Below are 13,545 nucleotides of genomic sequence, written 5' to 3'. Positions count from 1 at the left end.
CCGCTACGAGGACGACCTTAGCGGTTGGGGATCAAGAGTATGCAGCAGTTATTGCACCGGGGTGCTGCGATGATGCAGCACCGTGAAGAAGCCCTGGGTGCGTCCTGGGACGATTTGAAGCTGTTTTTAGCGTGCGCAAAATATAAAAGTTTCCGCAATGCGGCCGAAGAGCTCGGGCTCACCTCCACCACCTTGATGCGCAGGATCGATCGGCTCGAGGAGAGCATCGGCTGCAAGCTGTTCCTGCGCGACCAGAGCGGGCTCACGCTCAGCGACGAAGGCACCGCGATGATCGCCGACGTCGCGCATATGGAGCGTCACGCCTTCAACGTCTTCCGCCGCGCCTCGCGCTCGTCCAGCGACGCCGCCGGCACGGTACGCGTCGCGGTGACGGAGGGGCCCGGCAATTTCTGGATCCTGCCGCGCCTGATCGATTTCCAGAAGACCTATCGCAAGATCACGGTCGACCTGCGCTGCGCGATGGAGCAGGCCGACGTCGCGCGGCTGGAATCCGACATCGCTATCCAGTTGGAGCCGCCGACCAATCCGGATCTGATCGTCGCCAAGCTCGGCCGTCTCCACATCTATCCGTTCGTCTCCAAGGAATACGAGAACCTCTACGGCGTGCCGGCGACGCTGGCCGAACTGAAGAACCATCGCATCATCAAGCAGAGCGCGCCGCAGGTCGACGACGGCGCCTATGCCCGCGTGCTCGGGCTGACATCGCTGGAGGGTATCGTCGGGATCAAGACCAACTCTTCGGTCGGCGTGCTCTATGCCGTCGAGCGCGGCGCCGGCATCGGCTTCCTGCCGACGGTGTCGATCGCGCTCGGCGCGCCACTCGTCGCCGTCGATCTCGGCGTCAGCCATCACGCCGATCTCTGGCTGACCTATCACAAGGAGTTCCGCAGCTCGGAGCGGCACAAGATCGTCGTGGACTGGCTGAAGAAGATCTTCGATCCCAGAACCTATCCCTGCTTCCGCGACGAGTTCATCCATCCGAACGCGCTGGTGCCCATGATGACAGCCGCGCGCGAGGGGTTTGGGCTGACGGGGTATGTGGCGGCGACGCCGGCGTGAGCTACCATTTGTATTCGAAGCCGACCATGCCCTGGTGCGAGGTGAGCTCTCTGCGGAACTTGCCGTCGTAATTGACATAGAGCCGCGCCACGTTGGTCAAGCTGAGCGAGACTGAGGCGCCGGCATCCGCACCGTAACGGCTCTCACCGATGCCGGGAACGACGATGCTCTGGGCTCCCAGGCTGACCTGGATCGATCCAAGGTCCTGGTGGAAATTGTCGACGAACTTGCCGTAGGCAGACAGGTCCAAGATCCTTTGGTCGACGATGAAGTAGCGGCCGATCTCGGCCCCGATCATGAGGCGCGCGCGGGACAGCGCAGTCGCGCCGACGTTGAGCGGATCGAGGCCGCCGGCCTCCTGGAACGCGGCGCTGGTGGCGCGCACATATTCGAGCGCCCCCTTGGGCACGAGGCGCATCTGGTCCTTGGTCCAGTAATAGCTGATCTCGGTCAGCGCACCGTCCACCGCCGCGCGATAGCCTGCCGTCGCAAGGCCGAGGCCAGTGTCGCGGCTGGAGCGGACCTTGCCGAAGCCATGCACCACCGCAAAAGCCCAGGTCCAGGGGCCTTTGTCGACCGAGCCGCTAAAGCCGACTTGGGTCAGGTCGAGCGTCGCCGATTGCAGCGCCAGCGGCACGTCGATGTCGGTGTGGCTCTGATCGACCGAAAAGCCGAGATTGACACCGGGCGCAACGCGCGCGCCAAAACCGGCGACGCCACCAACGGTCTTGCGCTTGTCGCCGACGAAGTCTCCTTGCGCGTCCGTTCGCACCGAGATGCCGTAGCCCTCGAACCAGGTGCGGTAGCGCGGATCTTCGGTGGCGGCCGACGCGCCGCCGCCGCCGGGATTGCTGCGGAACGCCCGGTTGACGCCGCCGGATGCCTGGTTGCCGAGGCGCTCCAGGAAATTCGAGCCGAGATTGAGCGCGCTGTTGCCGGCCGACTGATCGTCATTGGCCGAATTGGCCGACGGGGTGGGAGGCGGCGGCGGGACGAGTTGGGCATAAGCGGGCGTCGCCACCAGGATCAACACGACGATGCTCGCGACCTTGGCCGTCGTCCGGCGAATCCGGGCTCCTCCAACCACCTGCCGTGTCCCGGAGAGCTGCGACGTGCAGCACATGACGATCAATCCCAAAGCAAATGGCGGCGCAAAAATGCAACACGGTCTGCGCCGATTTGCGCCGAACTGCCGCGGAGGGTCAACCGCTCGGCGCGCCAAGATCGAGCCTATTGGCCCGATTGTGGTTCCGTTGCCACAGGTCGCAAATTGCAGACGGAGAGGCCAGGTCCGATCTTGAAATTCGCGCTCTGCTTGCTAACGCGCGATTTTCATGTTGCAATATTGGTCACAATCGGAATTGACCGCTCGGCTGTGCGTTTCGCGACGATGAGACTCGACAGACTTCCGGAAGCCCGTTTGTGGCGTGGCACGCGAAAAAGCGGCCGCGTCGTTTTTCTATCTAGTGGAGGAGACTAGCGATGCCGCAAAAGGGCACCGTCAAATGGTTCAACCCGACCAAGGGTTATGGGTTCATCAAGCCGAACGGCGGCGACAAGGACGTGTTCGTCCATATCTCGGCCGTCGAACGCGCCGGGCTCTCGACCCTCAACGAAAACCAGGCGGTTGAATACGACCTCGTGGAGAACCGTGGCAAATCATCCGCGGAGAATCTCAAGGTCTCCTGATTTCTCTCAGGGCTGAGCCGCGAGATCATGACGTTGCCCCCGGCTTTGCCGGGGGATTTTGTTTGGGGTGCGCATATGGCTCGGCCGTCCGACTATTATTCGGTCGCCAATGACACAAAATGGCGCGAGTTGCGGGAGGCGGTGCTCATGCTTACCTCCTCCGACCAACCTCGATTTCGCTGCAAGAACTTGGAAACGGGAAACCTAAGCCAGTGGGACGGCGAATGGTTCTATCACTGGAGCAGCAGCGGATGGGATTGGATGGAATGGGCTGAACTATCTGTTGAGACGGCGCATCAACGTGAACATGTCCGCGCAGTCCTACGCCGCATCCGCTTTGCTGGAGAGCAAACGACTGCGGGTTTCAGAATCTACGGATATGTCCGCAATGGCGAGGCGGCAGGTTACATCGAGTAAGCCTGAGGTGCCCCGCTCAGCTTACCACCGGTGCAACCAAAAAATTCTCCGACGCAGAGCTCCCCGCCGTCCTGCACACATCGCCTTCGATCCGGACCTTGCCCATAGCCAGCAGCCGCAGTGCCTCGGGATAGATGCGGTGCTCGACTTCGAGGATGCGCTCCGAGAGCGTGTCGGCCGTGTCGTGATCGCCGACGGGAACCGCACCCTGCATCACGATCGGGCCGGCATCGGTCTCCGGGATCACGAAATGCACCGTCGCGCCCGACAGCTTGACGCCGGCGCGCAGAGCCTGGCCGTGCGGGTCTAGGCCGGGGAAGGACGGCAGCAGCGAGGGGTGGATGTTCAGCATCCGCCCGTACCAGGCCTTGGTGAACTCCGCGGTGAACAGGCGCATGAAGCCGCCGAGACAGATCAGCTCGATGCCGTGCCGGTCAAGGATCGCCTGCAACACTTTCTCGAAGCCGGCGCGGTCCTTGCCGAACGGCTTGCTCTCGATCACCTCGGTGGTGACGCCGCTCGCCCTCGCCCGTTCCAGCCCGAGCGCATCGGCCCTGTTCGAGATGACGAGCGATATCTCCGCCGGGAAATCGGGCGCGCTGGCTGCCTTGATCAGCGCGGCCATGTTGGAGCCGCGGCCGGAGATCAGGATGGCGACGCGGCGCTTCATCACAGCGCCAGTCATCACAGCGCCATGTCGAGGTGGCCGTTGTAGACGACGCGGTGCTCGCCCTCGGCCGGGATCACGGTGCCGAGCTGCGCCACCGTCTCGCCGGCGTCGGTGAAGACCTCAATCACCTCGTCGACCTTGTCAGGCTCGACGATCGCGATCATGCCGATGCCGCAATTGAAGGTGCGCAGCATTTCCAGCTCGGCGATGCCCGCCTGCGCCGCCAGCCATTTGAACACGGGCAGGACCGGCAGGCGCGCGAGGTCGATGCCGACGCCGAGGTGCTTGGGCAAGACGCGCGGAATGTTGTCGGTGAAGCCGCCGCCGGTGATGTGGGCGAGCCCCTTCACCGCGCCGGTCTCGCGGATCGCGCGCAGGCAGGATTTGACGTAGAGCCTGGTCGGCGTCAGCAGCGCGCCGCCCAGCGTCATCACGGGCGCGAACGGCGCCTGCGCCTCGAAGCTGAGACCGGACTGTTCGACGATCTTGCGCACCAGTGAAAAACCGTTGGAGTGCACGCCCGACGAGGCGAGGCCGATCACGGCGTCGCCCGCCGCGATGTCCTTGCGCGGCAACAACGTACCGCGCTCGGCGGCGCCGACGGCAAAGCCGCCGAGGTCGTAATCGCCGTCCTTGTAGAGGCCGGGCATCTCGGCGGTCTCGCCGCCGATCAGGGCACAGCCGGATTCCCGGCAGCCTTCAGCGACGCCTGCGACGATCGCGGCGGTGGCCTCCGGATCGAGCCTGCCGCAAGCGAAATAGTCCAGGAAGAACAGTGGCTCGGCGCCCTGCACCACGAGGTCGTTGACGCTCATGGCGACGAGATCGATGCCGATCCCGCCATGCAGGCCGGTTTCGATCGCGATCTTGACCTTGGTGCCGACGCCGTCGGTCGCGGCGACCAGGACGGGGTCCTTGAAACCGGCCGCCTTGAGGTCGAACAGGCCGCCGAAGCCGCCGATCTCGGCATCGGCGCCGGGGCGTGCGGTGGCGCGCACCATGGGCTTGATCAGGTCGACGAGGCGGTTGCCCGCGTCGATATCGACGCCTGAATCGGCGTAGGTGAGGCCGTTTTTGCGGTCGGTCATGCCCGATTTCCAGTGGGTTTGCGGCTGGTTACGTCGAATTCCGGGGACACGCAATGGCTCGCATGGCGCCCCGCCCTATACTATGTAGACATATCAACCGGTTCAGCCTGTAACGGGCCGGATTCGAGGTCAGACCGGTGCCGGGAAGCGCTGCGTGAGTATTCCGAATATCATTACCCTGGGCCGCATCATGCTGGTCCCGATCATCGTCTGGGCCATCGTGTCGAGCCAAATGGAGGTGGCGTTTGCCGTCTTCCTGGTCGCCGGCATCAGCGATGCCGTCGACGGCTTCCTGGCCAAGCGCTTCAACATGACGAGCGAGCTCGGCGCCCTGCTCGATCCGCTCGCGGACAAGGCGCTGCTGGTCTCGATCTACATGGCGCTCGGTATCTGGGGCGCGATCCCGCGCTGGATCGTGATCCTGGTGGTCTCGCGCGACATCATGATCGTCGCCGCGGTGATCGTATCCTGGCTGTTCGACCGGCCGGTCGAGATGAAGCCGTCGATGGTGTCTAAGCTCAACACCGTCGCCCAGGTGGCGTTCGCGGCCCTGGTGCTGGCGGCGCTTGCTTTCGGCTTCAAGCCGGCCCCCTATGATATGATCCTGATGGGTCTCGTCACGATCTTCACGCTCTCCTCCGTGTCGCTCTATCTCGTCGAGTGGCTGCGGCACATGAGCACGATCGAGGCCAAATGAGCTGCGAAGCGGCCCCGCAAAAGGCCAACTCGCGCCCAATAGGATCGAATCTTCAAGCTGAAGCCGGCGCGCCGGCATGGAGCAAAGCAAGCGTGGCAGGCCGCGTTCACCCCCGACAATTGGCGTTTTCGCTGCCGCACGCGGAAAGCCTCAGCCGGGACAATTTCCTGGAAGGCCCGGCCAACACGGCCGGGCTGGGCCTGATCGACAGCTGGCCGGAATGGCCCAACCGGATCATGTGGCTGGCCGGCCCCGAGGGAAGCGGCAAGAGCCACCTTGCCGCGATCTGGGCCGAAGAGGCCGGCGCACGCTCGACCATGGCCAATGCGCTGACTGCCGCTTCTGTCCCGGGTGCGCTCGCCACCGGAGCGCTGGTGGTCGAGGATCTCGAGGCGAAGGCGTTCGACGAGCGCGCCCTCTTCCATCTGATGAACCTCGCCCGCGAGGACGGCGCCTACGTCCTCTTCACAGGGCGCGAGGTCCCGGCCTCGCTCGCGATCGAGCTGCGCGACCTGCGCTCGCGTCTGCGAGCCGTGCCTGTTGTCGCGCTGCTGCCGCCCGACGACCAGCTGTTCCGTGGCCTGATCGTCAAATTCTGCGCCGACCGGCAGCTCACCGTGGACGAGAGCGTCGTCAGCTACCTCGCCACCCGGCTGGAGCGATCGTCGGCGGCCGCCCGGCGAGCCGTGGAGCTGCTCGACAGCGAGGCCCTGCGGCTCGGCCGCCCCGTCACCCGGGCCCTGGCCGCCGAGCTGCTTCGCGACGCCTGACCGGCTGGCGCTGGGTCACCAAGGCCGCTTGACGCGGCACAGCGGCGGAACATCAATGTCATCGAAACGTCATCGCTCTAACACATGCTCCGGCCGGTTTTGCGCATAAGTCGCAAAGTGAGGCGAACTGGATGGACCGACTTCTGATGGATTCCGCGCAAGCTGTTGAAACAAAAGAAAAACCCCAGGAACCTGAGGGCCTGCCGGCGATCGCGTCCAGCCCCGAGCGATTCATCAACCGCGAGCTCTCCTGGCTGCATTTCAACCGCCGCGTCCTGGAGGAATCGGTCAATCCCAGCCACCCCCTGCTGGAACGCGTGCGATTCCTGTCGATTTCGGCGAATAACCTCGACGAATTCTTCATGGTCCGCGTCGCCGGCATCAAGGCCCAGGTGCGCGAGGGCATTGCCGAACGCAGCCCCGATGGCCTGACGCCCTCCGAACAACTCGCTCTGATCAATCGCACCGTCTCCGAGCTTGCCTCCGACCAGCAGGCGATCTGGCGCGATCTGCGCGGCACGCTCGCCGAGGTCGGTATCGTGCTGGTCGAAGGCAAGGAGGTCACGAAGGCGGAACGAGCCTGGATCGAGGATTATTTCCTCAACAACGTGTTCCCGCTGCTGACGCCACTCGCAATCGATCCGGCCCACCCCTTCCCGTTCATTCCGAGCCTCGGCTTCACCATCGCGCTCCAGCTCACCCGTGCCGCCGATGGCAGGCAGATGAACGCGCTGATCCGCATGCCCGGCAAGATCGACCGCTTCATCCGCCTGCCCGCCGAGGGCAAGGCCGTCCGGCTGATCTCGCTGGAGCAGGCGACCGCCCTGTTCATCAACCGCCTGTTCCCCGGCTACAATCTGCGCGGCCAGGGTGCTTTCCGCATCATCCGCGACTCCGAGCTCGAAATCGAGGAAGAGGCGGAAGACCTCGTCCGCTTGTTCGAGACAGCACTGAAGCGGCGGCGCCGCGGGTCGGTGATCCGGCTCGAGATCGACGCCAAGATGCCGGAGGAGCTGCGCAGCTTCGTCCAGCATGCGCTGTCGGCCGCCGACGACGAGGTATTCTTGGTCGACGGCGTGCAGGCGATGAACGAGCTCTCGCAGCTCACGCGCCTCGACCGTCCGGACCTCGAATTCACGCCTTACGTGCCGCGTCACCCCGAGCGCGTGCGCGAGCACGGCGGCGACATCTTTGCCGCGATCCGGCAGAAGGACCTCGTCGTCCACCACCCCTACGAGTCCTTCGACGTGGTGGTGCAGTTCCTGCAACAGGCAGCACGCGACCCCGACGTCGTCGCGATCAAGCAGACGCTCTATCGCACCTCCAACAACTCGCCGATCGTGCGCACGCTTGCGGAGGCCGCCGAAGCCGGCAAGTCCGTCACCGCGCTGATTGAGCTGAAGGCGCGCTTCGACGAAGAAGCCAACATCCGCTGGGCGCGCGACCTCGAACGTGCCGGCGTGCAGGTCGTCTACGGCTTCCTCGAATTGAAGACGCACGCGAAGCTCTCGATGGTAGTGCGCCGTGAAGGCGGCAACCTCACGACCTACGTCCATACCGGCACCGGCAACTATCATCCGGTCACAGCGCGCATCTACACCGACCTCTCCTACTTCACCTCGGATCCGACCATCGGCCGCGACGCAGCGCGTGTGTTCAACTTCATCACCGGCTATGCCGCGCCGAGTGACCTGGAGAAGATGGCGGTATCGCCACTGACCCTGCGCAAGCGCATCATCGAGCACATCCAGGGCGAGACCGCGCATGCGCGGCACGGCCGGCACGGCGCGGTCTGGATGAAGATGAATGCGCTGGTCGACCCCGACATCATCGACGCGCTCTACGAGGCTTCGCAGGCCGGCGTTCAGGTCGAGCTCGTGGTACGCGGCATCTGCTGCCTCAGGCCGGGAATTCCCGGCCTGTCGGAGAACATCCGCGTCAAATCGATCATCGGACGCTTCCTGGAACACGGGCGAATCTATTGCTTCGGCATGGGTCAGGGCCTGCCGAGCGCAAAAGCGGCTGTGTATATCTCCTCGGCCGACATGATGCCGCGCAACCTCGACCGCCGCGTCGAGGTGCTGTGTCCGCTGCAAAATCCCACGGTGCATCAGCAGGTTCTCGAACAGATCATGGTCGCGAACCTGAAGGACAATGAGCAGAGCTGGCAATTGTTGCCGGACGGGTCCTCAACGCGTATGAAGGCCGCGAAGGGCGACGAGCCTTTCAACGTCCACAACTACTTCATGACGAATCCGAGTCTGTCTGGCCGTGGAAAGTCGCTCAAGGAATCCTCGCCGCGCCGTCTCACGCGTCGTAACGAACGCCATCAATCCTGATTCCGGATTTGCGACGTGAAGCGACCGCGCAAGCGCGCCGCGAGCGTCGCGGTCATCGACATCGGTTCCAACTCGGTCCGTCTCGTCGTCTACGAGGCGCTGGCGCGCAGCCTCATTCCGATCTTCAACGAGAAGACGCTGTGCGGCCTCGGGCGTGAGGTGCAGAGCACGGGCCTGCTCGCGCCTGACGCCGTCGACAAGGCGCTCACCTCGCTGAAGCGTTTCCGCGCGCTCTGCCGCGTGATGCAGGTCGGGCGCGTGTTCGCGATTGCGACGGCCGCCTGCCGCGACGCCTCCAACGGCCCTGACTTCATCGCCAAGGCCGAGCGCATCTGCGCCGTGAAGATCGAGATTCTGTCGGGCCCGCGCGAGGCACGGCTGTCGGCGCTCGGCGTGATCTCCGGTATCCATCATCCCGACGGCATCGTCGGCGATCTCGGCGGCGGCTCGCTCGAGCTGATCGACGTACGCAGGAACAGCGTGCGCAGCGGCGTGACGCTGCCGCTCGGCGGGCTCGCGCTCCAGGACCTCGCGCACAAATCGCTCAAGCGCGCCGACCGCATCGTCCGCGAGGCGATCGACGGGGTGCCGCAGCTCGCCGCGGGCCGCGGCCGTATCTTCTACGCCGTCGGCGGCACCTGGCGCGCGCTCGCGCGCATCCACATCATCCAGAGCGGCTATCCGCTCCAGGTCATGCACGGCTACTCCATTCCTGCGGCTGAAGCGCTGGACTTTTCGCGCCGTCTCCGCCGCCTCGCGGCCGCCGACATGCTGGCCGACATCGAGATCGTCGCCGATGCGCGCCGCCCGCTCCTCACCTATGCCGCCCTGGTTCTCGAGCACATCATCCGCGTGGCGAAGCCGAAGACCATCGTGTTCTCCACCTTCGGCGTGCGCGAGGGCCTGTTACACGAGAAGCTGTCGGAGACCGAGCGCAACAAGGACGGGCTGATCTGCGCCGCGGAGGAGCTCAATCAATTGCTGTCGCGCTCGGCCAAGCATGCCCGCGAGCTGATCTCCTGGACCGATCGCCTTGCGCGCGTCGTGAAGCTGCGCGAAACCGAAGAGGACCGCCGCCTGCGTCACGCCGCATGCCTGCTCTCCGACATCGGCTGGCGCGTGCACCCCGACCACCGCGGCGAGCAGACGCTGAGCCTTGTCGTCAACGGCAATTTCGGCGCGATCACCCACACCGAGCGCGCCTTCGTCGGCCTGTCCGTGTTCTATCGCTATGCCGGCCTGAGCGAGGAGAACCAGCCGCCGGCCACCATGCAGGGCCTGCTGACGCCTGCACAGCTCGAGCGCGCCCGCCTCCTGGGAGCAGCGTTCCGCGTCGCGCACCTGGTCTCGGCGGCGCGGCCTGGCGTGCTGCCGGCCACGCATTTCCGCAGCCAGGGCCGTAAGCTGATGCTGGTGTTCGAGCATCGCCTCGGCGATCTCGTCGCCGACCGCGTCGGCAGCCGCTTCCGCCAGCTCGCCCGCCTGATTGGCCGCGCCGGTTCGATCGTGAGGCGGTGATCCCTCAGCCGGGCCGCAACTTCGCGGGCCGTCTCTTGAGCCACATCATCGCGCCGCTGACGAAGAGGACGAGCGGCGCGAACCCGGCTGCGAACACCAGCAGGCGCCCTGCAAATCCGAACGTCGCGCCGTTGTGCAGCCAGAGCTGCTCGGCCAGATAGCGCTCCCCCATCGACATGGTACCCGGCGTGCGGTCGTGCACCACCCCACCGCTCCACGGATCGAGCCAGATCGCCCCACGCGACCGCACGGCAGGATCAGCCCCATCAGGACGGAACTGCACCCGCCACGTGTTGCGCGTTGCGGTCGGCGGATTGAGCATCGCAACGGTGCTGCCGCCCGGCCTGGCCTCCTGCGCGCGTCGCATGATCGCATCAGGTGAGAGCAGCGACGTCCCGGCCGGAGGCGGCATTTCGACCTTTGGCGAGCGATCAGGCGTCGGCTGCGACACGAGGCCGACGATGGGACGCACGACGTCGGGAAAAACGATGCCGATGCCGGTGATCGAGATCAGCAAGAGCACGGACAGCGCCCAAAAGCCGGCCGCACTGTGAAGGTCCAGAACAAATCGAAGCAGCGAGACATTCTTGCGCACCGAGACCGATCGCCAGAATCGTCGCGGCTTCGGCCACCACAGGAAGAGGCCTGAGACCGCCAAACCCAGCAGCACGAATCCGGCGACGCCGACCAGTTCCTTGCCCCAGAACTCATAGAGCAACAGCGTGAAGTGGAGACGATAGACCTTGAGCGCGAATGCGTTGGCGTAGTCACGCCGCCCGAGCACCTTCCCGTTCGAAGGATCGACCATGGTGGTCCACCTGTTCGGGTAGCTGCCTGGCGCGGTCTCGTGCGAATGGATCACGATCCAGACCGGCCAGGTCCGGTCCGGCGCCAGGATGGTGGCAATCGGCGCGGGATCCGCTGTCGCTGCGACGCGCATCACCTCCGATAATGTCACGCTTTGCTCCGGACCGGCGGGAGCATAGAGCGACGGATTCAGGGCGACATCGATCTCACGGTAGAAGACGATGAAGCTTCCGGTCAGACCGATCAGCACCAGGACTATGCCGCCGATCAATCCGAACCAACGGTGCGCCCACAGCAGCGCGCGCCGTGCGCGTCCGGGCATCATCCTGGATCGGACAGCCGCCGAGCCGTCTCGGCCTGGCGCCCTGATTGTTTGGTCCATTCAGAGCACCTGTCGTCAGCGCCTGATCCAGCCCCGCAGCCGGCTCGAAGAGGCCATGGCTCAGAAATCGGTCGACATCGACAAGAGCAGGGTTCGCGGCGAGCCTTGCGCCAGTGCGGAGAAGCTTGCGACGCCAGCCCAGTAATTGGTGTCGAACACGTTCTGGACCAGTGCGCGAACCGTGACGGGCCGGTTGTTGATGCGCGTGTTGTAGCGCGCGCCCAGATCGAGCCTCGTCCAGGCCGGAACAACCTGCGTATTTGCCCCATTCAAGTATTGGTGCCCGGTATAGATGGTGTTTGCGACCAGTGTCAGTCCGGGTGCGAACGGGGTGTCCCACTCGGCGGACAGATTGGCCTGCACCTCGGGCACCCCGATCGGGGTCTTGCCGAGATTGGCCAGCGTGTTCGTCTTCGTCAGCTCCGCGTCGATCAACGTCACGCCGCCAATAACGCGAATGCCCGGCTGCACTTCTCCGAACACGGTGAATTCCACGCCGCGATTGCGCTGCTCCTGATCAGCCCGGAAGACATTGCCGGCACCCAGCTGTCCCGACGGCTTGGTGATCTCGAACAGGCTGATCGTGGTCGCCAGCGTGCCGAAATCGACCTTTACGCCTGCTTCCTTCTGCTTGCTCAAATACGGCGCAAGGACCTCGCCTTGATTGGCCGCCGTCGTCGGTGCGGTGTCGCCTTTGCTGAGCCCTTCGATGTAGTTGGCGTAGAGCGAAACGTTGCTCAAGGGCTTGACGACCACGCCGACCATCGGTGTGAACGCCGTCTGGTCGTAGGCCGAGGTCACGGCTCCCGTGGTGGTGTTGTAGTTGTTCGACCTGACGCCCTGCTGCCTGACGCCGACCGTCAGCTGAAGCCGCTCCTGGAGAACCGACATGGTGTCGGCCAGCGCAATGCCCCTCAGCTCGGTGTCCGACAGCCTTGGCACGGTCGCAGGAGCCGGAACGAGCTGCTGCGGACGAGCGATCGGCGCATAGATGTTGGATAGCACCGGCGTGCCGTTCACCGAGCCGCGCGAAATCTCATCCATGTAGTAGCTGCCCTGGAAGCTCACGGCATGACTGATTGCGCCGGTCTCGATCCGGGCCCGCACGCCGGCGTCGGCCACGTTCCTGTCGATGTCGAATTTGAACCGTCCTGGTGTCGATGTAGTATTACCCGCTGCGTTCAGGATCGTCGGGGTCCCGAACAGACGATCGACCTCGGTCCTGCCACCACCCACGTCAGCAAATACCGTCACGGCGTCAGTCACATCGTATTCGGCGCGTGCGAGCAGCGAGTTGTCGTGAACCTTGGCAAATTCCCAGGATTGCGTGACGTTGCGCCGTCCGACCGGCGCGGTCGGGACGGCGACGCCGGTTGCGACCAGGAACGGCCGCGAGGGCGCGTCGAACTTTTCCTCCTGCTCGATGAAATCGAGCGAGGCTCTGAACTTCTCGCCGCGATAGTCGAACGCCGCGGAGCCGACATGTGCCTCGCGGGTCTGGTTGTCCAGCGGCGTATCGCCGTTGTGATAGCTGCCATTGACGCGAATGCCGAATTCGCGGTTCTCGCCGAACCGCCGGCTCACATCAAGATGCGTGCCGAGCTGGGTGTTTGACGCGTAGCCGGTCGTGACCCGGGTGAGATCGACGTCCCCGGCGCGCTTCGGCACGATGTTGATGGTGCCGCCGACGCTGCTGTTCGGCGCCATGCCGTAGAGCAACGCCGTCGGGCCCTTGAGGATCTCGATCCGCTCGACGTATTCGGTGAGCACGCGGTAGTTGGGCGCGACGCCATACACGCCGTTGAAGGCGATTTCTCCGACATTGCCCTCCCCGATCGGAAAGCCGCGGATGAAGAAAGAATCGAAAATGCCGCCGGGCTGGCTCCCTAAGCGGACCGAGGGATCGTTGGTGACGACGTCGGCGACGGTGACGGCCTGTTGATCTTCGATCTTCTTCGCCGTGTAGCTCGTGACGTTGAACGGCGTATCCATGAAATCCTTGTTGCCGAGCAGGCCGACCTGACCTCCACGTGCCACCTGCCCGCCTGCGTAGGTCGGTGGCAGTGCACCAGGCCTCGCAGCCGTCGG

At 64.6% G+C, this 13,545-nt stretch carries 12 protein-coding genes; 7 read left to right on the top strand and 5 right to left on the bottom strand.

Annotation, left to right across the window (positions count from 1 at the left end; all coding sequences use genetic code 11):
* The first annotated feature begins 39 nt into the window (after positions 1–39).
* Positions 40–1,080: a LysR family transcriptional regulator gene (locus LPJ38_RS22670; protein ID WP_145632247.1), complete on the top strand. Its 1,041-nt coding sequence runs from the start codon at positions 40–42 to the stop codon at positions 1,078–1,080.
* Position 1,081: 1 nt separating this feature from the next.
* Here the strand turns inward: LPJ38_RS22670 and LPJ38_RS22665 are convergent, their stop codons facing one another.
* Complete coding sequence (locus LPJ38_RS22665; RefSeq protein WP_145632250.1) at positions 1,082–2,203, bottom strand: autotransporter outer membrane beta-barrel domain-containing protein; 1,122 nt, start codon at positions 2,201–2,203, stop codon at positions 1,082–1,084.
* 359 nt (positions 2,204–2,562) lie between these two features.
* Between LPJ38_RS22665 and LPJ38_RS22660 the strand changes: the two genes are divergently transcribed.
* Entirely contained in the window at positions 2,563–2,769 is a 207-nt protein-coding gene (locus LPJ38_RS22660; protein ID WP_145632253.1) for a cold-shock protein, read from the top strand.
* Between the two features lie 27 nt (positions 2,770–2,796).
* The gene (locus LPJ38_RS22655) at positions 2,797–3,186 is read left to right on the top strand and encodes a DUF6678 family protein (RefSeq protein ID WP_145632256.1); all 390 of its coding nucleotides are present in this window, start codon (positions 2,797–2,799) and stop codon (positions 3,184–3,186) included.
* A 16-nt stretch (positions 3,187–3,202) separates the two neighbouring features.
* Here LPJ38_RS22655 and purN read toward each other — a convergent pair whose 3' ends face one another.
* On the bottom strand, positions 3,203–3,856 hold the full coding sequence (purN, locus tag LPJ38_RS22650) for a phosphoribosylglycinamide formyltransferase (protein ID WP_167520437.1): 654 nt from the start codon (positions 3,854–3,856) through the stop codon (positions 3,203–3,205).
* 14 nt (positions 3,857–3,870) lie between these two features.
* Positions 3,871–4,944 (bottom strand): phosphoribosylformylglycinamidine cyclo-ligase, encoded by a 1,074-nt coding sequence (gene purM / locus LPJ38_RS22645; RefSeq protein WP_145632259.1) that lies wholly within the window; start codon positions 4,942–4,944, stop codon positions 3,871–3,873.
* Positions 4,945–5,098: 154 nt separating this feature from the next.
* Here purM and LPJ38_RS22640 point away from each other — a divergent pair, with 154 nt between their 5' ends.
* The 4 genes from LPJ38_RS22640 (at position 5,099) to ppx (ending at position 10,268) form a co-directional block, all read left to right on the top strand.
* On the top strand, positions 5,099–5,641 hold the full coding sequence (locus LPJ38_RS22640; RefSeq protein ID WP_145632262.1) for a CDP-alcohol phosphatidyltransferase family protein: 543 nt from the start codon (positions 5,099–5,101) through the stop codon (positions 5,639–5,641).
* Positions 5,642–5,733: 92 nt separating this feature from the next.
* A complete protein-coding gene (locus LPJ38_RS22635) occupies positions 5,734–6,411 on the top strand; it encodes a P-loop NTPase family protein (protein ID WP_145632515.1) in 678 nt (225 codons plus the stop codon).
* A 146-nt stretch (positions 6,412–6,557) separates the two neighbouring features.
* Positions 6,558–8,750: an RNA degradosome polyphosphate kinase gene (locus tag LPJ38_RS22630; RefSeq protein ID WP_167520438.1), complete on the top strand. Its 2,193-nt coding sequence runs from the start codon at positions 6,558–6,560 to the stop codon at positions 8,748–8,750.
* A gap of 15 nt (positions 8,751–8,765) precedes the next feature.
* Positions 8,766–10,268 carry an exopolyphosphatase gene (ppx, locus tag LPJ38_RS22625; protein WP_145632265.1) on the top strand — a complete coding sequence of 501 codons (1,503 nt, stop codon included), beginning with the start codon at positions 8,766–8,768 and terminating at the stop codon, positions 10,266–10,268.
* A gap of 4 nt (positions 10,269–10,272) precedes the next feature.
* On the opposite strand, the gene LPJ38_RS22620 is transcribed toward ppx, so the two are convergent.
* Positions 10,273–11,400 carry a PepSY-associated TM helix domain-containing protein gene (locus LPJ38_RS22620; RefSeq protein WP_145632268.1) on the bottom strand — a complete coding sequence of 376 codons (1,128 nt, stop codon included), beginning with the start codon at positions 11,398–11,400 and terminating at the stop codon, positions 10,273–10,275.
* Positions 11,401–11,517: 117 nt separating this feature from the next.
* Positions 11,518–13,494 (bottom strand): TonB-dependent receptor, encoded by a 1,977-nt coding sequence (locus LPJ38_RS22615; protein ID WP_145632271.1) that lies wholly within the window; start codon positions 13,492–13,494, stop codon positions 11,518–11,520.
* Between the last annotated feature and the right edge of the window lie 51 nt (positions 13,495–13,545).

The sequence above is a fragment of the Bradyrhizobium daqingense genome, from assembly GCF_021044685.1.
Taxonomy (GTDB): domain Bacteria; phylum Pseudomonadota; class Alphaproteobacteria; order Rhizobiales; family Xanthobacteraceae; genus Bradyrhizobium; species Bradyrhizobium daqingense.
This window is presented reverse-complemented; position numbering and strand designations above follow the sequence as displayed.